This is a genomic window from Actinomadura roseirufa, assembly GCF_900659635.1.
In the GTDB taxonomy this organism is placed as follows: Bacteria; Actinomycetota; Actinomycetes; order Streptosporangiales; family Streptosporangiaceae; genus Spirillospora; species Spirillospora roseirufa.
Genome location: NZ_CAACVB010000149.1, coordinates 1 through 20,066 on the forward strand (window position 1 = coordinate 1; position 20,066 = coordinate 20,066).

Annotated in this window: 18 protein-coding genes and 1 pseudogene; 6 read left to right on the forward strand and 13 right to left on the reverse strand. The window is 73.9% G+C overall.

Annotated elements, in window-relative coordinates; genetic code table 11:
- The 8 genes and pseudogenes from E1291_RS26665 to E1291_RS26700 form a co-directional block, all read right to left on the reverse strand.
- A pseudogene (locus tag E1291_RS26665) lies at positions 1–277 on the reverse strand (hypothetical protein); the annotation flags it as partial.
- Positions 277–816 (reverse strand): cispentacin moiety biosynthesis protein AmcG, encoded by a 540-nt coding sequence (gene amcG / locus E1291_RS26670; RefSeq protein WP_131740835.1) that lies wholly within the window; start codon positions 814–816, stop codon positions 277–279. The pseudogene E1291_RS26665 and the gene amcG, both read right to left, overlap by 1 nt.
- Before the next feature lie 2 nt (positions 817–818).
- Positions 819–1,931: a cispentacin biosynthesis acyltransferase subunit AmcF gene (gene amcF, locus E1291_RS26675; protein ID WP_207400952.1), complete on the reverse strand. Its 1,113-nt coding sequence runs from the start codon at positions 1,929–1,931 to the stop codon at positions 819–821.
- Complete coding sequence (gene amcE / locus E1291_RS26680) at positions 1,928–2,419, reverse strand: cispentacin biosynthesis cyclizing decarboxylase AmcE (protein WP_131740836.1); 492 nt, start codon at positions 2,417–2,419, stop codon at positions 1,928–1,930. The genes amcF and amcE overlap by 4 nt, the downstream gene beginning before the upstream one ends.
- The gene (locus tag E1291_RS26685; protein WP_131740837.1) at positions 2,416–2,874 is read right to left on the reverse strand and encodes an acyl-CoA thioesterase; all 459 of its coding nucleotides are present in this window, start codon (positions 2,872–2,874) and stop codon (positions 2,416–2,418) included. Before E1291_RS26685 ends, amcE begins: the two co-directional genes overlap by 4 nt.
- The gene (gene amcC / locus E1291_RS26690) at positions 2,871–4,274 is read right to left on the reverse strand and encodes an amipurimycin biosynthesis protein AmcC (protein WP_207400953.1); all 1,404 of its coding nucleotides are present in this window, start codon (positions 4,272–4,274) and stop codon (positions 2,871–2,873) included. Before amcC ends, E1291_RS26685 begins: the two co-directional genes overlap by 4 nt.
- Positions 4,271–4,525, reverse strand: coding sequence for a cispentacin biosynthesis acyl carrier protein AmcB (gene amcB / locus E1291_RS26695; RefSeq protein ID WP_131740838.1), 255 nt, complete (start codon positions 4,523–4,525; stop codon positions 4,271–4,273). Before amcB ends, amcC begins: the two co-directional genes overlap by 4 nt.
- A gap of 908 nt (positions 4,526–5,433) precedes the next feature.
- On the reverse strand, positions 5,434–6,942 hold the full coding sequence (locus E1291_RS26700) for a DHA2 family efflux MFS transporter permease subunit (protein ID WP_131740839.1): 1,509 nt from the start codon (positions 6,940–6,942) through the stop codon (positions 5,434–5,436).
- Positions 6,943–7,112: 170 nt separating this feature from the next.
- Between E1291_RS26700 and E1291_RS26705 the strand changes: the two genes are divergently transcribed.
- Together E1291_RS26705 and E1291_RS26710 are read left to right on the forward strand one after the other, a co-directional pair.
- Positions 7,113–7,775: a TetR/AcrR family transcriptional regulator gene (locus tag E1291_RS26705; RefSeq protein ID WP_131740840.1), complete on the forward strand. Its 663-nt coding sequence runs from the start codon at positions 7,113–7,115 to the stop codon at positions 7,773–7,775.
- Between the two features lie 86 nt (positions 7,776–7,861).
- Positions 7,862–8,071 carry a hypothetical protein gene (locus E1291_RS26710; protein WP_242614390.1) on the forward strand — a complete coding sequence of 70 codons (210 nt, stop codon included), beginning with the start codon at positions 7,862–7,864 and terminating at the stop codon, positions 8,069–8,071.
- 122 nt (positions 8,072–8,193) lie between these two features.
- On the opposite strand, the gene E1291_RS26715 is transcribed toward E1291_RS26710, so the two are convergent.
- From E1291_RS26715 to E1291_RS26725, 3 genes are all read right to left on the reverse strand, one after another.
- Positions 8,194–9,420, reverse strand: coding sequence for an MFS transporter (locus tag E1291_RS26715; RefSeq protein WP_131740841.1), 1,227 nt, complete (start codon positions 9,418–9,420; stop codon positions 8,194–8,196).
- Positions 9,402–9,977 (reverse strand): nitroreductase family protein, encoded by a 576-nt coding sequence (locus tag E1291_RS26720; RefSeq protein ID WP_131740842.1) that lies wholly within the window; start codon positions 9,975–9,977, stop codon positions 9,402–9,404. The genes E1291_RS26715 and E1291_RS26720 overlap by 19 nt, the downstream gene beginning before the upstream one ends.
- A 114-nt stretch (positions 9,978–10,091) precedes the next feature.
- Positions 10,092–10,784 carry an iron-containing redox enzyme family protein gene (locus E1291_RS26725; RefSeq protein ID WP_165495294.1) on the reverse strand — a complete coding sequence of 231 codons (693 nt, stop codon included), beginning with the start codon at positions 10,782–10,784 and terminating at the stop codon, positions 10,092–10,094.
- A 533-nt stretch (positions 10,785–11,317) separates the two neighbouring features.
- Here E1291_RS26725 and E1291_RS26730 point away from each other — a divergent pair.
- Both E1291_RS26730 and rfbB read left to right on the forward strand, forming a co-directional pair.
- Positions 11,318–12,382, forward strand: coding sequence for a glucose-1-phosphate thymidylyltransferase (locus E1291_RS26730; RefSeq protein WP_131740844.1), 1,065 nt, complete (start codon positions 11,318–11,320; stop codon positions 12,380–12,382).
- Positions 12,379–13,392, forward strand: coding sequence for a dTDP-glucose 4,6-dehydratase (rfbB, locus tag E1291_RS26735; protein ID WP_131740845.1), 1,014 nt, complete (start codon positions 12,379–12,381; stop codon positions 13,390–13,392). The genes E1291_RS26730 and rfbB overlap by 4 nt, the downstream gene beginning before the upstream one ends.
- A 12-nt stretch (positions 13,393–13,404) precedes the next feature.
- Here the strand turns inward: rfbB and E1291_RS26740 are convergent, their stop codons facing one another.
- A complete protein-coding gene (locus E1291_RS26740) occupies positions 13,405–14,382 on the reverse strand; it encodes a Gfo/Idh/MocA family protein (protein WP_131740846.1) in 978 nt (325 codons plus the stop codon).
- A 195-nt stretch (positions 14,383–14,577) separates the two neighbouring features.
- On the opposite strand from E1291_RS26740, the gene E1291_RS26745 reads away from it, so the two are divergent.
- Entirely contained in the window at positions 14,578–16,023 is a 1,446-nt protein-coding gene (locus E1291_RS26745; RefSeq protein ID WP_131740847.1) for an NDP-hexose 2,3-dehydratase family protein, read from the forward strand.
- A 48-nt stretch (positions 16,024–16,071) separates the two neighbouring features.
- On the opposite strand, the gene E1291_RS26750 is transcribed toward E1291_RS26745, so the two are convergent.
- Positions 16,072–17,970 carry a multicopper oxidase family protein gene (locus E1291_RS26750; protein WP_131740848.1) on the reverse strand — a complete coding sequence of 633 codons (1,899 nt, stop codon included), beginning with the start codon at positions 17,968–17,970 and terminating at the stop codon, positions 16,072–16,074.
- 263 nt (positions 17,971–18,233) lie between these two features.
- Between E1291_RS26750 and E1291_RS26755 the strand changes: the two genes are divergently transcribed.
- Positions 18,234–20,066: AAA family ATPase (locus E1291_RS26755; RefSeq protein WP_165495295.1), on the forward strand; the 1,833-nt coding region annotated here is incomplete at its 3' end.

Consider the following 20,066-nt stretch of genomic DNA (forward strand, 5'->3'; position numbering starts at 1 on the left):
CGGCGAGCCCGCGCACCCGCTCCGACGGCGCCGCCGGGGCGACGGGCACCGGCACCGCCCCGGCGTACAGGGCACCGAGCAGATACCGCAGCAGGGCGGCGCCGCTCGGCAGCCGGAGCAGCACGACCGAGCCCGGCCGCGGCAGCGCCGCGGCGAACATGCCCGCGATCGCGGGGACGGTCGCCTGCGGCTCGGGCCAGGGATCCAGGTCGATCACACGCCCGGCGACGTACGCCTCGGCCGCCTCGCTCGTGAGCGGCAGCCCGGCGCCCTCCATCAGAGGCCCTCCTTCGGCGGGACCGGGGCGTCGTCCCGCTCGACGATCCGGCCGTGGACGGTGTGGACGGCCCCCGTCACGCTGTGCTCGGCGACGGCGACGTAGCGGCACTGGCCGGTCGCCGTCCAGTGCGACACGATCGCCAGGGCCGCCGCCCGCGCCGTCGCGGGCGGCATGCCGAGCAGCAGGGTCGGGCCGCGGAAGCCGAGGACGACGCACGCCAGCCCCGCGAGCGAACCGGGGCTCGCGCCGGCGAACCGCAGGGGCGACACCCGGCCGCGCGCGGCCTGCCGGCCGATCGACCCCATGGTGTGCCGCGTGGCGTACTCGCTCACCGCCAGCACGCCCGTCCGGGCGAGGGCCTCCCGGGCGTGCGGCCCGGCCCGTTCGAGGGCGAGTTCGAGCGCGTCCACCACGAGCCAGGCCACCGGGTCCGCGTAGAACGACGCCCGGGTGCGGCCCGCCGAGCCGAGGTCCGCGGTCCTGGCCAGCCCGTCGCCCGCCACCCGCAGCCCGTCCGCCTCACTCCACGCGTTCATCGTCAGACGCCGAACGCCAGGCAGGTGATGAACCCGCCGAAACCGAGGGTCAGGCTGAGCCCGACGCCCTTGTCCACCGGCGCCGCCCGCCCGGCGGGGATCGGCGGCCCGAACCCCTCCACCACGTCCCGCAGCCCGGCCACCGGCGGCGCCCAGCCGTGCCGCAGCGCCAGGATCACGGCGATCGCCTCGACCGCGCCCGTCGCGCCGAGACTGTGGCCGAACGCGCCCTTCGTCGCGAACACGACCGGGCGGTCCGCCCCGGCGAAGAGCCGGGCCAGGCTCGCGGTCTCCACGGCGTCGTTGGCGGGCGTGCCCGTCCCGTGGGCGTTGACGACGGCCACGTCGGGCAGGCCGAAGCCGGTGCCGGCCAGCGCGGCGCGGACGGCGCGCAGCACCCCCTCCCCCGACGGGTCCGGCACGGTCATGCCCGCGCCGTCGTTGGCCGCGCCCGCGCCGTGCACGACGGCGTAGGGCGTCACCCCGCGGCGCCGCGCGGACTCCGCGGTCTCCAGCACGAGGCAGCCGCCGCCCTCGCCGAGCAGCGTCCCGTCGGCCCGCCGGTCGAAGGCCCGCAGCCGGGTCGGCGACATCGTGCCGAGCGCGCTGTGCCCCAGCCGTTTCGCCGGGGTGAGGACGTCGACTCCCGCGCACAGGCAGGCGTCCGCGGCGCCGGAGCCGAGCAGCGCCGTCCCGGCGGCGATCGCGTCCGACCCCGACGAGCACGCCGTGCTGACCACGACGGGCGGGCGGCTCATCCCGAGCCCGCGCGCCACCTCCCCGGCCCACCGGTCCAGCGGCGCGTCCTCCCCGTCGAGGTGGGCACCGAAGCTCGTGCCGATGACCAGGCACGGCTCCTCGTCCGGCGACCCGGGGACGAGCCCCGCGTCGGCGCGGGCCCGGCCGATCGTGTCGGCGGCGATCGCGCGCTGCCGCGCCGCCGGGCTCCGCGTCCCGCCGGGGGCGGCCACGGGGGCGGCGAGCGCGTTGCGCAGCCGGTGCTCCGTCCGCACCTCGGTGATGCCCGACTCCCCGTTCAGGAGACGGCTCCACACCCGCGTCATATCGGTGCCGAGCGCGGTCGTCCAGGCCATCCCGGTGACGCAGACGGTCACCACAGCTGCCGTCCGAGCTGCTCGACCTTGACCCGCACGAGCGAGCCGCGGAAGGCCGCGACCGGCCGGTCCTCGACGGTCGCGCGACAGGAGAAGTGGAAGGTGGTCGGGGTGATCCGGTCGCTGCGCACGTCGAAGACGACCTGGTCGCCGACCACCACGATCTTGTGGAACTTGCTGTGCACCGACCCGATCAGCGTCAGCTCGTCGTCGCCGAGCAGCGACGTGCTCATCTGGTAGAGGATGATCCCGGACTGGGCGAACGCCTGGATCAGATGGCTCCCCGGGAAGATCGCCCGCTCCGGGAAGTGGCCGGCGATGCTGTCCATCGTCCCCGACACCGCGAGCGTGCTGCGCAGGTACTCGCCCGGCCGGTGGTCGAGCACCCGGTCGATGTAGATCATCGGGTGCCGGTGCCGGAGCCACCGCTTGATCTCGGTGAACCCCAGCACGCCGTCCGCCGTCACGGGGGCCGTGGCATCGGTCATCGGGCTGCTCCCTCCATACGGTCCCGCAGTCTCGCCCGGAGGCCGGCCGGGATCCTGGCCGGCGCCGCGGCCGTGCCGGAGACCAGGCACAGCCGGAGGCTCCCGCTGGCCAGCAGCGCCCCCTCGTCCCCCCGCGCCTCGTCCCGCCGTACCTCGCCCGCGAACCGGAACGACGCCCCGCCCACGTGGTCGACCCGCACCGGCACCTCGATCCGGTCCGGGAAACGGGCAGGGCGCACGTACCTCACGCTCAGCTCCATCACGGCCGGGGCGAGGCCGTGTTCGGCCAGCGACCCCACGCCGAAACCGAGGTCCTCCATGTCGTCCAGCACGGCCGATTCGAGCCACGACGCGTAGCGGGAGAAGTGCACGACCCCCGCGGCGTCGGTGTCGACGTGCTCCACCTTGAACCGCGCGATCCGCGACGAGACCACCGCCGCCGTCCCGGCCGTCATCCCCGCCCCGCCGCGGAGCCGTCCCGCAGGGCGCCGCGGAACGCCGCCGAGCCCGCGCGGATCCCGGCCACCAGGCGCTCCAGCTCGTCCCGCCTCGTGACCAGCGGCGGCGCGACCCGCATCGTCGGGTACACGTACGGCAGCCCGTGCGAGCGCCGCCCCGCCCCACCCATGAACTCCACGTAGGTGCCCGCGAGGATCACCTGGCGGCGCAGTGCCTCCACGTGCTCGGCCGCGGTCTCGGTCAGCTCCAAGCCGTGCAGCACGCCGATCCCCCGGTGCTCCCGGTACAGCTCGGGGAACTCCTCGAGGACCTCCCGGCGCAGCAGCTCCGACAGCGCGTCCCCGAGGGCGGCCGAGCGCTCCAGCAGCCCGTCCGACACGATGAAGCGCAGCCCGTCACGGATGACCGCGCAGGTCAGGGGCCTCAGATCGGAGGTGGCGACCGCGCCCGAGGCGCGCACGGCGAGGTCCCGCCTGGCGATGATCATGGATGTCGACAGCACGCCCATGCCGAGGCTCTTGCCGATCACGGTGACGTCGGACGGGATCGGGCCCCGCTCGTCGGTCATGGCGAAGAACCGGCCCGTCTTGGCGAACGTCAGCACCTCGTCGGCGACGAACAGCGCCCCGTGCTCGCGCGCCAGCCCCGCCAGTTCCCGCAGGTAGCCCTCCGGCGGGAGCAGCACCCCGGCGTCGCCCTGCACCGGCTCGATGACGACGGCGAGCACCCGGTGTCCCAGCTCCGCGAAGAACGTGCGGACGGCCTCCGCGGACCCGAACGGCACGAACCGCACCTGGAGGCCGTAGGGACCCTCCGCGGCCGGCGTCGGCAGCCCGATGCGGTAGTGCCGGCGGTTCAGCAGGGCCGTGAGCGCGCCCGTCCAGCCGTGCCAGGCGCCCTCGAAGGCCAGGATCACGTCCCGGCCCGCGCCCCGGCCGGGACGCAGCGTCCGCCGGTCGAACCGCGACTCGAGGACGAGCCGCAGCGCCAGCTCCACCCCTTCCGAACCGGAGTTGCGGCCGCTCACGTGGTACTCGCCGGGCGGGAAGTGATCGCACCACAGGCCGCCGTCGCCCAGCGTCTCGGCGAGCAGCAGCGTCCGCTCGGACGAGGCGATCTCGTCGGTGGCGTAGCCCAGGTCGTCCGCGGCCCGGGCCAGGGCGCGGCGCACCACCGGGTGCCCCGCCCCGAGGCAGGCGGAACCGTAGCCGCCGCTCGCGTCGATCACCTCGAAGGGCGTCCCGGCCCGCGGTCCGCCGATCTCCGCCAGCCGCATCCGCACCCCGTGCCCGCCCAGGTGCTCGAAGGGCTGGCGATGCCCGGCGTAGTGGTCGAGGTGCAGCCCGTCGTCCGGCCTCGTCCGCGCGGCGCCGGTCCCGGCGAGGGGCCCGGTCACGCCGGCTCCGCGCGCAGCCGCCGGACCAGCGCGGCCAGCGTCGCCACCGTACGGAAGTGCTCGGGCACGAAATCGTCGTCGGAGATCTCTATCTGGAACAGCTCCTCACACTGGACGCGCAGTTCCATGAATCCGACGGAATCGAGCCCGTAGATGTCGCGCAGGCTCTCCTGGTCGTCGATGTCGGCGAGCGGAGCCTCCACGAAAAGGTCTGCGACGAGAACCTTCTTGATCGTGCTTTCGATGTCCATGAAATCCCCTGGGAACGGTCCGTCCGGCCGTCCGGCGGCGCCCCGGTCACCGGGACGGGATGAGGCATCGGGCCAACGCCCTCCGGTCCGGAGGCGAAACGGCGCGGTGCGTCACCGGGGCGGCCGGTGATGCCGGTGAAGTAAGGGAACGACGGTGAACAGGTGCAGATCCAGCGTCCACATCACCTCGGGGGCGGGCAGAGCCGACCATTGTCGTCTCCACGTCGGTAAAGAGCATGGTGATCTCGGCGGCCGCAAATGCGGCCGGTCACCCGGGGTGCACGCTCACACCTGATCGGCTTGCATTGTTGTCGAGTATGCGATGGGCCCAACAGAGCGTCAATATGCAATTCTCGTATTGCAAAAAACAACTGTGCGGCCAGCCGGACGCAGCCGATGGAGCGGATAGAGAACGTGCCACAACCTCGATTCGGAGGAACGGGCAAGATCCCACCTCCAGCACCGGGAGGGGAACGCGGCATTCGACGCTTCGTGGCCACCGGCGTGCCGTCCGAAAAGGGGCTGGCGGTCCGCACCGATATCGAACACCGCTCCGTGGCCGCCCCCGTACCGACGGGAACCGGACCGGAAGCGGAGCCGCGCGGAGGCCCGCGAAATACCGGCTGGTCCCGCCGTGCCCGTCCGTCAAGATCACCGGCTGTCCGGACTTGGTCATGAGATACCGGTCCACACCCGAATACAGACCACCGGAAGAGGGGAGAAATACGGCCTATCACGCAGCCGGTCGCCGGGTCGGGGAATTACCGCGGCGGGTTTCTCAAGGTGATCAGATACCGGCCGTCACCTCGGGGACGGGCCGGAACACACGGCCTTTCGACGCGTTGCTGGAAGGCGGCCGTCCGGCGGGCCGGAGAGCCGATGAGACCGGCCACGTGACGCGCCACGGGTCATGAGCCCTTCTCCGCCGGCGCGGGCCGTCCTCCGGACGAACGCGGCAGCAGCAGGGCGGTGAGCGCCGCGAGCCCGCCGATCGCCAGCGCCGTCCAGAAGGCGTAGGCGAAGGAGTCGGCCAGCGCGGGGGCCAGGCGCGCCCGGACCTCCGCCGGCAGGGGGGCCAGGCTCGCCCGTGCCGGCAGGGACGTCCGGTCCACGATCTGGCGTTGCAGGACGATGGCCATCGCCGCGGTGCCGATGGACGCGCCGACGCGTTGCAGCGTCTGCAGCGCGCTGGTCGCCTGGGGGATCGCCCTGCCCGGCAGGCCCTTGTACGCCGCCGCCATGGACGGGCTGATGGTGGCGCCCAGGCCGAGCCCGATGACGAAGAGCGCGGCGGCGAGCACCACGGCGGGGGTGGTGGGCGTCACCTGCGTGTAGACGCCGGTGCCGAGGAGCCCCACGACGACCCCGATCGGGACCACCACCCCGGCGCCCCTGCGGTCGGCGACGCGTCCCGCGATTGGAAGGGCGACCGCGGCGCCCACCGCCTGGGGCGCCAGCAGCAGGCCGGTGGCCAGGGCGTCGTGCCCGCGGACCACCTGCCAGTACAGCGGCAGCAGCACGAGGACGCCGAACAGCGCGACGGCCACCACCGTGTTGGTGAGCACGGCGGCGGTGAACCCCCGGTGCCGGAACAGCGAGAGGTCGATGAGCGCGCGGGCGCCGCGCGATCGCGCGTGCAGGGCGTAGAGGGCCAGGAGGATCACTCCGGCGAGCGGCAGCGCGATGCGCCAGCCGGCGCCGGACCCGGCGGCGGCACCGAGCTCGGACGCCCCGTAGATCAGCGCCGTCACGCCGGTGGACAGCAGGAGCAGCCCGCGCACGTCCAGCGAGGCGTCCGGCCGGGCGGGGGCGCTCGGGAGCAGCCGCAGCGACAGGGCCACCGCCACCGCGCCGACGGGCAGGTTGACGAAGAAGATCCAGCGCCAACCGACGGTGGTGACCAGCAGCCCGCCCACCACCGGGCCGGTGACCGAGCCGAGCATCATGGGCAGGCTGGTGAAGGCCATCATGCGCCCCATCCGCCGCGGCCCGGCGGCGCGGGCGAGGATCGCCTGACCCACCGGCATGATCATGCCGCCGCCCAGCCCCTGCAGCACCCGGAAGGCGATGAGCGAGGACAGCGACCACGCCGCCCCGGCCAGGGCGGAGCCGGCCAGGAAGATCAGCAGCGCGGTGGTCCACACGCGCCGGGCGCCGAAGCGCTCGACGGCCCAGCCGGTGACGGGGATGACGCCCGCGAACCCGAGCAGGTAGCCCGTCAGCACCCACTGGAGGGAGTCGGCCGGCGCGCGGAAGTGCTCGGCCAGGGTGCGGGTGGCCACGTTGACGATGGTCGCGTCGAGGATGGCGGTGATCGTGCCCAGCACCACCACCGCGCCGATGACGATCAGCCCTCGGTCGAGCCGGTCGTCCGGCGGCCGCTGCCCGGCCGGCGCCCGGCTCCCGGTGTCTGTCATGATCCCTCCAGCCCTAAGTGAAGGATTTCCCTCCACTTAGGGCACGGTACCATCAAGTGGAGGAAATTCCTTCACTTACCGCCCGGCGAAACCGGCGCCCGCGCCCCGCCGCGGCGGAACGGTACGGTTGCGCCTGATCGCCTCGACGGAGAGAGGACACGCGACCTCCGATGCCGGACGGCAAGACCGTGCGCCCGTTGCGCGCCGACGCCCGTGACAACCGCCGGCGCATCCTGGCAGCGGCCCAGGAGGTCCTGGTCGAGCGAGGGCCGGACGTGCCGTTGGAGGAGATCGCGCGCCGCGCCGGCACCGGCATCGCCACTCTCTACCGACGCTTCCCCGACCGCGCGGTCCTCATCCGGGAGGTCGCGCTCGACGCTCTGCGCCGCACGCTGGACGTGGCCGTCCAGGCGGCCGAGGAGGAGAGCGACCCCTTCGCCGCACTCCTGAGGTACATGCACGGGGTCCTGGACGTCCGCGTCGGCGCCGTCATCCCGGCGCTGCTGGAACGGATACCGCTCGACGACCGGGAGATCGACGCGGTGCGCGCCGAGAGCGCCGCGGCCGTCCAGCGCCTGATCGGCGCGGCCCACCTGTCCGGCGACCTGCACCCGGACGTCGGGTTCGGCGACATCGGCCTGCTGCTGGTCCGCCTGTCCCGGCCGCTGCCCGGCGCGATCCCGCGCGACGTCGGCGACCGGCTCGCGCACCGCCACCTCGACCTGGCCGTCAACGGGCTGCGCGCGTGGCCGGGCCGTCCCACCGTCGCGGGACCGGCCCTGACCGAGACCGGCCTGCGCTCGCTGACCGACCCGCCGGACCACCGCGTCTGAGCAGGTCAGGGGCGCGCAGGGGATGAACGCGCGGGTGCGGGGTAAGAGCGGCCCCGACGATCCGGTTCGAGCGAGGAGTGGTGACGATGGGCTTCCTGGACCGTTTGACGCGAGGACGATCGCCGCGCCGTGCCCGCCGCGCCGCCGCCGCGCGTGAGCGGCGCCGCACCCCGAGCTTCCGCGAGATGCACGCCCGGCTCCGGACGGAGAAGGCCGAGACGAAGCTGCTGGAGACCGAGGCGAAGATCCACGAGGAGGCGGCCCGGATGCGCATGCGGGCCCGTCCGGGCCGCTAGCCGTGCCGGTCCGGTGGCCCACGGTCGTGGGCCACCGGACACGAGGCCGGGCCGCCGGCTCCGCGACGTAGGGCCGGGCCCTCTTACCGTCTGGGCCCGGGACTCCCACCCGGCCTCCTGATCTAGGGCGGGCGCGTCCTCGCCGAGACCGCGGCCAGGACGGTGACCGCGGCGAAGGCCAGCCATCCGGGGCGGTAGCTCCCGGTCAGGTCGCGCAGGAGCCCCACGGCGGGCGGGGCGGCGACGATGGCGACCTGGTTGGCGGCCATGGCCGCGCCCAGGGCCCGTCCGGTGCCCCCGGCCGGGGCCGCGTCGGCGATGTGCGCGACCCACGGCCCGTACCAGCCGATGCCGGCCAGCCCGAGGACCGCGGTCACGCCCGCCAGGACGGCGGGGGGCGTCCCGGCGGGCAGCACGGCGAGCACCGCGAGCGACCCACCGGTGACGATCATGCCGGCGCGGACGGTGACCAGTCTCGGACGGCGGGACCGGTCGCTCCAGGCCGCCAGGGCGACGCGGCCGGCGACCCCGCAGACCTGGAGCAGCCCCAGTAACAGCACGCCCTGGGACAGAGGCCGGTGGAAGGCCGACCGGACGAACAGGGCCAGGTAGGCCGTCAGCCCGAACTGAAGGCCGACCATCGGGACGCCGGTCGCCAGCACCGGCCGCATCCACGGTTCACGCAGCGTCTCCCCCAGCCTGGACACCAGACCGCCGGACCCGTCCTCGCTCCCCCGCCCGGGACCCGGGCCGCCGCCCGCGCGGCCGGGCGCCGGCCGGTAGGCGGCGGCGAAGACCACGCCCCCGGCGAGGACGACGACGGCGGCGCCGAAGAACGCCGCCCGCCAGCCGAGCGCCGTGGCCAGCGCCGGCAGCGCGACCGCGGCCACGGCGCCCCCGACGGGGAGCCCCGCCTGGCGGATCCCCATCGCGACGCCGCGCCGCCCGGCGGGGAACCACGCCGAGATCGACGTGCTGCCCCCGGGCTGGACGGTGCTGTACCCGGCTCCGGCCAGCACGAGGCAGGCCAGGACGACCGGGTAGGCGGGCGCGGCCCCCGCGCCCGCCAGTCCCGCGGTCATCACCAGGCATCCCGCGGCCAGGACCCAGCGCTCGCCGTGGCGGTCCACCAGGTCGCCGACGACGAACAGCGCGGCCACCGGGACGGCGCCGGCCGCCGTCACCATGAGGCCGACCTGGAGGTCCGACAGCCCGAACTCGTCGTGCACGATCCCGGTCATCGCCCCGAGCCCCTGGGTGCCGACGGCCGCGCTGACCTGCACGAGGGTGACGAGCGCCAGCATGACCCACCGGCCCCGCGGCGGCGCCGCTATCTCGACAGCGGCCATGCCCAGGACACCTCGCCCGGCTCCGCGGCGGGCCGGGGCCGCATCCGCTGGTCGCCGTCGGCGCCGCCGAGGTGGACGAAGGCCACGATGTCGTCGGCGGGCGACAGCCCCAGCTCCCGCTTGACGTGGGGGTCGTCGGCGAGCCAGCCGGTCCGCCAGATCGATCCGTACCCCAGCGCGGTCGCCGCCAGCAGCAGGTTCTGGGTGGCGGCGGCCGTGGCGGCGAGCCGTTCGCGGTGCGGTATCGAGTCGCCGTCCCCGGCGACGCACGCGATCGCGATGACCATGGGGGCGCGGGCCAGCCGCGCGGTCTCGCGGGCGAGCCGGGCCGGGTCGACTGGGCCGGCCGTCCGGGCGCGGAAGGCCTTCTCGACGACGTCGGCGAAGGCGTCCTTGCCCTCCCCGGCGAGGATCACGAAGCGCCACGGGGTCCGGCGGCCGTGGTCGGGCGCGGCCACCGCGGCGGCCAGCAGGGTCTCGACGTCCTCGGCGCTCGGGCCGGGCGCGGTGAGCACGGCCCGGGAACGGCGGCAGTGAATGGCGGTGAACAGTTCCATAAGTGATCACTTTCTCGGTATCTGAAAAAGAGGTCCCGAACGCGACAGATCCGCCGTCCCACGCCATTGACAGCGGGGTCGGCGGATCTGCGGTGGTGATGTTCGAGCGGTCTTCTAGACGGCGGCGCTCATCGCGTGCGCGTACACCTCGTCCCAGAAGGCGACGTGCTCGGTGATCTCGTTACGGGCGGCGTCGACGAGCAGTGACTCGTCGGCGAGGTAACCCTTCACCAGCGCGTCCCACAGGGATTTGAAATGCTCCACCTCCAGTTCCTCGTGCAGGCCGAAGAACTCCAGCCCGGCCGTCACCCCGTAATGCCGGGAGAGCGCGTCGATGGTGAGGCGGTTGCGGGCGGGCGCGACGATCTCCCGGCCGGCCAGGGCCGCCAGGGCCTCCTCGCCGAGGCGGCCGGGGTCCAGATAGCGCCGCGGGAAGGACGCGGAGTAGGCGTCGGTCACCGGCAGCGCCTTGATCGCAGAGGGTTCCGCGACGCCCAGCGCCCGCAGGAACGCGACCGCCATCCCGTGGTGGTCGCCCTTGATCTCCTCGTCGATGTGCTCGGTGAGCTCCGACAGGACGAACGAGGTGTCGAACCCGGTACCGAACGGCGGGCTCTTCACCACGCAGACGCCGAACCAGCGGTGGAACTGGTTGCGCCACAGGTAGTACTGCCCGAACACCTCGCGCACCACGCCGGCCGGCACCTCACCGGTCCGCAGGCCGGAGAAGAACGCGCTCCCGCCCAGGGTGTCGGTCACGTGCGCGGCCAGCCCGGCCGAGACGGCGGATCCACTGATCGAACTCATGTTGCCCCCAACGAAGGTCGGTTGATGCCCTCCGGTGCGTCGTCCGCCGCGCATGACCCCGTGCGGTAACGCACCCAGAGAAAGGATCACACCCGCGCTCAAACCATTTCCAGCCCCACCACTGTCGGCCAGGCAACGCACTCTCATAGAACTTGCCCGGCCGCTATGACTGTGATAGCTCGACCCATTCGAGACGACAACCTGACCTTTTGCGGCGAGCAAGTAAGTACTTTGTTACGTCCCAACAGAACGGCAAAGGACGATCACCGGCAGCAAATATGGCCGTATGCGGCCACCATTGCCGCCGATTCCGCCACCCGAACCTCCGATTCGGGCGGCCACAACGCGAGAAACCCCGAAACCGCGCAATACATAACCGCCTCTTCCGCCCTGCGGCAAGGCGTGAATTCCTGCCGGAACGGCTCCCGGAGCGGTCGGCGACCGCCCGGCCCGGGGTCGGCCGCCGCCGGCTAGGGGTTACCGGGCGCACGACAGGGGACCGCTCGGCGGCGCCTCCCCCGACCATGAGGATCATGAAAGCCCTGGTCCTTTCGGGCGGGTCCGGAACACGGCTGCGCCCCATCACGCACACGTCCGCGAAACAGCTCGTCCCCGTCGGGAACAAGCCCGTGCTGTTCTACGGGCTGGAGGCCATCGCCGAGGCCGGGATCACCGAGGTCGGCATCGTGGTCGGGGAGACCGCCGACGAGATCCGGCGGGCGGTCGGCGACGGCTCGCGGTTCGGCCTGCGCGTCACCTACCTGCGGCAGGAGGCTCCGCTCGGGCTCGCGCACGGCGTCCTCATCGCGCGCGACTTCCTCGGCGAGGACGACTTCCTGCTCTTCCTCGGCGACAACTTCATCGTCGGCGGCGTCACCGGCATCGTGTCCGGGTTCCGCGCGAGCCCGTCCGACGCCCGGCTGCTGCTCACCCGGGTACCGGACCCGAGCCGCTTCGGCGTCGCCGAGCTCGGCCCGGACGGGCGGATCACCCGGGTCGAGGAGAAGCCGGCGCGGCCCAGGAGCGACCTGGCGGTGGTCGGCGCGTTCCTCTTCGGCCCCGCGGTCCACCGGGCGGTGCGCGCGATCGCGCCGTCGGCGCGCGGCGAACTGGAGATCACCGACGCGATCCAGTGGATGCTGGACGAGGGGCTGGACGTCCATTCGACGACCATCACCGGCTACTGGAAGGACACCGGCGACGTCGACGACATGCTGGAGGCCAACCGCACCGTGCTGGAGGGGCTGGAGCACGGGGTGGAGGGCGAGGTCGACGCGGACACCGAGATCATCGGGCGGGTGCGGATCGCGGCCGGGGCGATCGTGAAGGGATCGCGCATCGTCGGCCCGGCGATCATCGGCGCGGACGCCCGGATCGTCGGCTCCTACGTGGGCCCGTTCACCTCCATCGCGGACGGCGTCCGCATCGAGGACAGCGAGATCGAGTACTCGATCGTGCTGGACGGCTCGTCCATCCAGGGCGTGCGGCCGATCGAGGCGTCCCTGGTCGGGCGGGCCGTCGAGGTCACCCCGGCCGCGCGCACCCGCGCCGCCCACCGCCTCGTCCTCGGCGACTACAGCAAGGTGCGGATCTCGTGACCGCGCACGGCCCGGCCCCCGACACCGCCACCGCTCCCGCCGCGGCCACCAGGATCCTGGTGACCGGCGGCGCGGGGTTCATCGGCTCGCACCACGTCCGCGGGCTGCTCGGCCCGGAGGGGCCGGGGGACGTGTCGGTCACCGTGCTGGACGCGCTCACCTACGCGGGCAACCTGGCCAACCTGGACGCGGTGCGGGAGCATCCGGCCTTCCGGTTCGTCCACGGCGACATCTGCGACGAGCCGCTCGTCGCCCACCTGGTCGCCGAGCACGACCAGGTCGTGCACTTCGCCGCCGAGTCCCACGTGGACCGCTCGATCGCGTCCGCGGCCGAGTTCGTGCGCACCAACGTCGAGGGCACCCGGACGCTGCTGGACGCGGCGCTGCGCTCCGGCCTGGAGACGTTCGTGCACGTCTCCACCGACGAGGTGTACGGGTCGGTGGACGAGGGGTTCACGCCGGAGACCGCGCCACTGCGGCCCAGTTCCCCGTACGCGGCGTCCAAGGCCGCCGCGGACCTGCTGGCGCTGTCCTACCACCGCACCCACGGCCTGGACGTGCGCGTGACGCGCTGTTCCAACAACTACGGGCCGTACCACCACCCGGAGAAGATCATCCCGTTGTTCGTCACCAGGCTGCTGGAGGGACGGCGGGTCCCGCTGTACGGTGACGGCCTGAACGTGCGGGACTGGCTCCACGTGGACGACCACGTGCGCGCCCTCGAACTGGTGCGCACCAAGGGCGCGCCCGGCGAGGTCTACAACATCGGCGGCGGGACGCAGCTGACCAACCGGGAGCTCACCGAGCGCCTGCTGGCGGCGACCGGGACGGGCTGGGAACTGGTCGAGCGCGTCGCCGACCGCAAGGGCCACGACCTCCGCTACGCGGTGGACGACGGCAAGATCCGCCGCACGCTGGGGCACCGGACGCGGACCGGCTTCGACGCCGGGCTCGCCGCGACGGTGGCCTGGTACCGGGAGAACCGGGACTGGTGGGAGCCGCTGGTCTGACGGCCCCCGCCGTCACCCGCCCAGCGCCCGGCTCCGCACCCGGTCGACGAGCCGGGCCTGGGCGACCAGGGGCTCACCCTCCAGGACGGACGGCACCCCGTCCCGGACGCGCGCGACGAAGTCGGTCACGACCGCCGCGAACTGGTCGTCGGCGGGCAGTGTCAGCTCCTCGGCGCGGTCGGGCCGTTCGACGCGGATGACGGGGCGGTGTCCGGGCGGCGGCGTGAAGGCCCAGGGGACCTCGATCCGCCCGGCGCTCCCCCACAGCGCGTACCGCGACCGGTAGAAGCGCTCCATCCCCCAGGTCAGGTGGGCGGTCCGGCCGTCAGGCGCGGTCAGGAGCGCCGCGCCGCTCACGTCCACGCCCCGGTCCTCGTCCACGTGCAGGTGGGCTCCGCTCACCTCAAGGCCGGAGCCGAGGTAGAGCAGCGCGGTGCGCACCGGGTACACCCCGACGTCGGTCAGGACCCCGCCCCCGACGTCGGGCCGGTAGACGGGCCGGTCGCCCGGCACCGGCGGGAACGCGAACTCGGCCGTGAGCGCGCGCACCTCCCCGATGACGCCCTGGGCGAGGAGGTCGCGGACCCGCTCGTGCTGGGAGTGGCGCAGGAACATGAAATTCTCCAGCAGCGCCAGCCCGCGCGACGCGGCGAGCGCGACCAGCGCCTCGGCCTCCGGCGCCGACGGCGCCAGCGGCTTCTCGGCGAGCACGTGGCGGCCCGAGCGCAGCGCCCGCTCGACCCAGGGCGCGTGCAGCATCGCGGGCAGCGGCACGTAGACCGCGTCGACGTCCGGGCGCTCCAGCAGCGCCTCGTAGCCCGTCACCGGCTCGCCGCCGAACCGGCCGGCGAAGCGCCGCGCCTTGGCCGGGTCGCGGCTGGCGAGCGCGGTCAGCCGCACCTCCGGGTTCGCGGCCAGCGCCGGCAGCATGCGCCGCCAGGCGATGTCCGCGCAGCCGATGACGCCGATTCTCAACGGTCCGGCATTCACGTCGATGAGCTCCGTCCGAGAAAGCGAAAACGCGAGAAGGCTAGGTCTCGATTACCGGCTCCTACCCCCCTGACCTGCTGACCTTCGCCCCGGAGCGCCCCCCTAAGTCCCCCCTGATCACGTGCGGCCGGTACCACCGAATATCGCCGCACCCGCATATTGGAGTCCTTGACGATGACATTTCAAGGAGGAGCGATGTCGGGGATTATCGCGGCGTTGACGAGCGACCACCGGCGGGCCGTGCGGATCGCCGAGTCGGCGCAGGCGGCCGAGGGGGTCACCACCCTGGCGCGCTTCCACGAGTGGTTCGCCGAGCGCCGCCGCGCCGACGTCGCCCGGGTGGAGCGGGTGCCGCTGGACGAGCTCGACCGCTGGTCCGCCGACCCCGCCACCGGCGACATCGGCCACGACAGCGGCCGGTTCTTCACCGTGACGGGGCTGTCGGCGGAGGTGACGGGCGCGGCGGTCCCCGCCTGGACCCAGCCGATCATCCTGCAGCCGGAGATCGGCATCCTGGGGATCCTCGCCAAGGAGATCGACGGGATCCTGCACTTCCTCCTGCAGGCCAAGAACGAGCCCGGCAACCCCGACGGCGTCGAGCTCTCCCCCACCGTGCAGGCGACGCGCAGCAACTACATGCGCGTGCACCAGGGAAGCCCGGTCCCCTACCTCGACTACTTCCGCGACACCCGGCGCCACTCCGTCATCGCCGACGTGCTCCAGTCCGAGCAGGGCGCGTGGTTCCTCCAGAAGCGCAACCGCAACATCATCGTCGAGACGACCGAGGAGGTGGAGCCGCTCGAAGGTTTCGTCTGGCTCACCCTCGGCCAGATCCACCGGCTGCTGGCCGGCGACACCGTGATCAACATGGACTCGCGGACGGTCCTGTCGTGCCTGCCGTTCTCCGGCGTCGGGCTGGCCGCGTCCTACTCCTTCCCGGGGCAGGAGTTCCGGCAGTCGGTCCTGCGCTCGTCCAGCGAGGAGTTCGCGGGACTGCACTCCATCGGCGACATCCTGAGCTGGATCACCGAGACCCGCAGCCGGCACGAGGTGCGGGCGCGCCGCGTCCCGCTGCGCGAGGCGGAGCTGTGGCATCGCACCCCGGAGGCCATCGAGCACGAGTCCGGGCTGTTCTTCCGGGTGATGGGGGTCAGCGTCGAGGCCGGGCACCGGGAGATCTCCCGGTGGGACCAGCCGCTGATCGAGCCGATCGGCGTCGGGGTCAACGCGTTCCTCGTCAAGCGGGTCGAGGGCGTGCTGCACGCGCTGGTCCACGCGCGCGTGCAGCCCGGCTACCTCGACGTCGTGGAACTGGCCCCGACCGTGCAGTGCACGCCGCCCAACTACGCCTGGCTGCCGGCCGCCGCCCGGCCGCCCTTCCTGGACGACGTGCTGGACGCCCCGCCCGAGCGCGTGCGGTTCGCGAGCCTGCTGTCGGAGGAGGGCGGCCGGTTCCACCACGCCCGGAACCGCTACACGATCATCGAGACGGACGCCGACCACGCGCCCGACCCCGGGCCGGATCACCGGTGGCTGACCCTGCACCAGCTCGTCGGCCTGCTGCGGCACAGCCACTACGTCAACGTCGAGGCCCGCAGCCTCGTCGCCTGCCTGCACAGCCTGACCAGCCGGGCCGCGTGACGCGCGGGCCGCGCCGGTGACGGCGGGCCCGCGCCCCCGGCCCGGGGGTCAGTGGCGCCCGCCGTGCGCGGTGCGCCGCCCGCCCTGGGCGGGCCGCACGCCGTGCGGCCCGCCGTGCGCGCCCATGCGCGCCAGGACCTCCTTGGGAGCCACGACGAACGGCCGCATCATGCCCTCGTCCTCGTGCTCGAGCAGGTGGCAGTGGTACACGTACCGCCCGGTCGCCCCGTGGAACTGGCCGGCGACGGACACGAGGTCGTGCTCGTCGACGCGGACGGTGTCCTTCCAGCCCTGCTCGTCCGGTCCCAGCGTCCCCGCCCGCTCGTAGGTGACGGTGTAGGTCGCCACGTCCTTGGCCGCGTCGGTCTCGACGCCCACGGCGTACTTGTCGCGGGACAGCGCCTGGAACGACAGCAGGTGGACGTGGGTCGGATGGTTGGGGCCGACGAGGTGGACGAAGTTCCACACCTCCCAGCCGTCGCGCTCGACGAAGAACGTCGCGCCCTCGTCGAAGGTGTTGGCCACCCGCCGCAGCACGGTGGTCCGCCCGTCCTTGACGATCTTGATGATGCGGTCGCCGGGTTCCGGCGTGTAGCCGCCGGGGGCCTCCGCGAGCTCCCACAGCTCGGGGTGGCCGGCGGCGGTGCCGTCGCTGGTGGCGAACGCGACGTGCCGGACGCGGCTGCCGGCCGGGACCTTCGAGGGGTCCAGCCGGGTGAACGACGGCGAGACCCTGGCGGGCGGGGTGAAGCCGTCGGCGACGGTCGCGCCGGACACCCGGAACTGCATGATCTCGGGGCCGAGCGGCGAGGCCCCGTTGGTCTCGGTGTTGACCAGCCGCAGCCGGGTGCCCTTGAACGCCTTGAAGTCGATCAGAATGTCGGCGCGCTCGGCGGGGGCGAGGGTGAGCCGGTCGTGCCGGACCGGGGCCCCGAGCAGCCCCTGGTCGGTGCCGATCTGCACCAGCGCGCCGGGCACGGGCACGAGGGTGCCGTCGGGCTTCTCCTGGCGCAGCTCGACCGTGTAGGTGCGCGCGTTGGCGGCGTTGAGCACGCGGAACCGGTACCAGCGCGCGTCGACCTCCAGGTAGGGCCAGATGACCCCGTTGACCACGTTGTAGGGGCCGGCGAAGGGCAGGTTGAGCCGCTGGTCGTGGTTCGGCCCGATGCCGTCGATGTAGCCGATCTTGTGCAGCAGCCGCCCGTTCGGCTTCCCGGCGGCGTCGGTGTCGAGGTTGCGGTCGCAGATGGCCAGCGGGATCTCGTACCTGCCCGACGGCAGCCTGAGCGCGTCCTCCTCGGCGTCGCGCACCACGTACAGGCCCGCGAGCCCGGCGGTCACGTTGTAGGCGGTGATCGCCATCGCGTGGTCGTGGTACCACAGGGCGGTCGCGCGCTGGTCGTTCGGGTACTCCGCCAGCTGGCCCTCGCCGGGGGAGATCCCGTTCTCCGGCCAGCCGTCGTTGTCGCCGCCCGTCACGCCGCCGTGCAGGTGGGTGACGACCCACGGGGGCAGGGCGGCCACGTCGGCGAGCGGTTCGCCGTTGCCGCGTCCCGGGCTGAGGATCGAGTCGAGCCCGGTGAAGGGGACGGCGACGGCGGTCACCGGGAACGCGCCCTCGATGCGGTTGAGCCAGGTCACCCTGACCCGCTGGCCGCGCCGCACGTCGATGACCGGGCCGGGAAAGGTGCCCTCGTAGGTCCAGGCGGGCGTCGCCGGCACCTGCGAGTGCACCCGCAGCGTCGCCGCCTTCTGCCGGACGGTCAGCGCGGTGTCCGGCTTCAGGATCGGCGGTACGGGCAGGGGGTCGGCGAACTTGTCGAGGTCGGTGGGACCGCCCCGCAAGAGCCGGGACACGGCGGCGTAGGCGGACAGGTTGGCGTGGACCGTGACGGCCGCGCCGAGCCCGACGGCCGATCCGGCGATGAACTGACGGCGACTGGGCATGAAGGGACTCCTCGCGGGCGTCGGACGAGCGGCGGACAGCGGAGCCGATCATTCGCGCACCGCGGTGACCTGCTCAATCGCGGAGCCGGAACTGAGGGGGTCGGAGTGGGGGAACGCCGGGTTTACCGGGTTTCCGACAATGGAACGCCTTCCCTGTCACGGGTGACCGGCGATCCGCGCGCCCGAGCGCGGGAGCCCCGAGCGGACCGCCGATTGGCGCGCGATTGCCGGGCAGTGGGCGGCCGCACCTGATCATCGGGTTCGTGGACGCACTGGTCGAACGAGACGAACAGATCCTGCAACTGGACCACCTGCTCACCGGCTGCCTGGCCCACCGCGGCCGGATCGCGCTCCTGGAGGGCCCGATCGGCACCGGCCGGACCACGCTGCTGCGCGCCCTCGCCGAGCGAGCCGAGCGGTCGGGGTTCCGCTGGCTGCGCGCGTCCTGTTCCCCCGCCGAGCGCGAGCTTCCCTACGGCGTCGTCGGGCAGCTCCTGCGCGGTATGCCGAGGACCGGCGAGCCGGACGCCTCCGCCGCGCCGCTCGCCGGGGAGCTGGCGTCGATCGCGGACGCCCCCGACGGCGATCCCGAGTCCCCGCGCACCGTCCGGACCCACCACTCGCTGTCCCTGGCGCTGCTCGAGCTCGCCGAGCGCGAGCCGCTGCTGGTGACCGTCGACGATCTCCGCCACGCCGACGTGCCGTCCCTGCACTTCCTGCTCCACCTGGTCCGCCGGCTCGGATCGGCGCGGGTGCTGGTCGCGCTGGCCGACGAGGCGACGCCGCGCCCGCCGCACCTGAGGTTCCTGGCGGAGCTGTCCCGGCGGCCGGAGCTGTGCCGGCTGCGGCTCGGCCCGCTGTCCCCCGCCGGGACGGCCCGTGCCGCCGCCGGCCGGCTCGGCTCCCCGCCGGACCCGTACCCGGGACGGCCGGACCGCCCGGCGGACGGGCCCGACCTGCACGGCATCAGCGGCGGCAACCCGCTGCTGCTGGACGCGCTGGTCGAGGACGTCCGCGTGTGCGGCGGCCCCCGGGCCGAGGGCTACGGGCTGGCGCTGCTGAGCTGCCTGCACCGCGGCGAGCCGGAGACGCTGGCGGTGGCGCGGGCTCTGGCGATCATGGGTGCGGGGACCGGGCCCGCCGAGCTCGGACGGCTCGTCTCGCTCGCGCCGGAGGCGGCCGGGCGCGCCCTCGACGCGCTCAACACCGCCGAGGTGCTCGACCGGGGCCGGTTCCGGCATCCGGTGGCGCGCGCCGCGGTCCTGGACGACCTCACCTCGGCCGAGCGGTCCGAACTGCACCGCGGGGCCGCCCGCCTGCTGCACGACCAGGGCGTGCCCGCCGCGCGGGTGGCCCTCCACCTCGCCGAGGCCGACCACGCGCAGGAGCCCTGGGCCACGGCCGTCCTGTCCGAGGCGGCCGAGCACGAGCTGCTCGACGACCGGGCGGAGTCGGCGGCGCGCTTCCTGCGGCTGGCGCACCGCGGCCTGTCCGGCGAGCGGGAGCGCACCGCGATCCGGGCCCGCCTGGCCGGGGCGGAGTGGCAGACGTCGCCGTCCTCGGCCGCCCGGCATCTGGCGCCGCTGGTGACCGCCGCGCTCGGCGGCAGGCTCGGGCTCACCGACGGGCTGGTCCTGGTCGGCCGGCTGCTGTGGTTCGGCCGCGCCGAGGAGGCGGTGCGGGTGCTGGACCGGCTGCGCGCGGAGGTCCGCCCGGAGAGCGGCGGCCCGCGCGACATCGAGGTGTGGCTGGCCTACGCGCATCCGCCGCTCGCGCGCGACCGGCGCACGCCCGTCCTGGCCGCCGACCGGCGCTTCGCCGTCCCGGCGCCCGGCGAGGACCCGCAGCTGCACGCCGCGGCGATCCTGGCCGACGGGCTCACCCGCCGCCGCAGCGGCGAGGTGGTCGGCCGCGCCGAGCAGGTGCTGCGCGACCTGCCGCTGCACCTGCGCAATCCCTGGACCGTCGAGGCGGCGCTGCTGGCCGTCCAGGTGCTGCTGCGCGCCGACCGGCTCGACGCCGCGGCGGCGTGGTGCGAACGGCCGTTCTTCGACGGGGAGGCCGGCCTGGACGGCGCGGACGGCGGCGGCGCGGAC

Excerpts from the sequence above, each read along its gene's own strand:
- E1291_RS26730 (WP_131740844.1), top strand. The coding sequence starts at position 11,318 with ATGAAAGCCCTGGTCCTTTCGGGCGGGTCCGGAACACGGCTGCGCCCC.
- E1291_RS26720 (WP_131740842.1), bottom strand. The coding sequence starts at position 9,977 with ATGGAACTGTTCACCGCCATTCACTGCCGCCGTTCCCGGGCCGTGCTC.
- E1291_RS26745 (WP_131740847.1), top strand. The coding sequence starts at position 14,578 with ATGTCGGGGATTATCGCGGCGTTGACGAGCGACCACCGGCGGGCCGTG.
- E1291_RS26700 (WP_131740839.1), bottom strand. The coding sequence starts at position 6,942 with ATGACAGACACCGGGAGCCGGGCGCCGGCCGGGCAGCGGCCGCCGGAC.
- amcE (WP_131740836.1), bottom strand. The coding sequence starts at position 2,419 with ATGACCGATGCCACGGCCCCCGTGACGGCGGACGGCGTGCTGGGGTTC.
- amcG (WP_131740835.1), bottom strand. The coding sequence starts at position 816 with ATGAACGCGTGGAGTGAGGCGGACGGGCTGCGGGTGGCGGGCGACGGG.
- E1291_RS26685 (WP_131740837.1), bottom strand. The coding sequence starts at position 2,874 with ATGACGGCCGGGACGGCGGCGGTGGTCTCGTCGCGGATCGCGCGGTTC.
- E1291_RS26710 (WP_242614390.1), top strand. The coding sequence starts at position 7,862 with ATGGGCTTCCTGGACCGTTTGACGCGAGGACGATCGCCGCGCCGTGCC.
- amcB (WP_131740838.1), bottom strand. The coding sequence starts at position 4,525 with ATGGACATCGAAAGCACGATCAAGAAGGTTCTCGTCGCAGACCTTTTC.
- E1291_RS26725 (WP_165495294.1), bottom strand. The coding sequence starts at position 10,784 with ATGAGTTCGATCAGTGGATCCGCCGTCTCGGCCGGGCTGGCCGCGCAC.
- E1291_RS26750 (WP_131740848.1), bottom strand. The coding sequence starts at position 17,970 with ATGCCCAGTCGCCGTCAGTTCATCGCCGGATCGGCCGTCGGGCTCGGC.
- E1291_RS26715 (WP_131740841.1), bottom strand. The coding sequence starts at position 9,420 with ATGGCCGCTGTCGAGATAGCGGCGCCGCCGCGGGGCCGGTGGGTCATG.
- E1291_RS26705 (WP_131740840.1), top strand. The coding sequence starts at position 7,113 with ATGCCGGACGGCAAGACCGTGCGCCCGTTGCGCGCCGACGCCCGTGAC.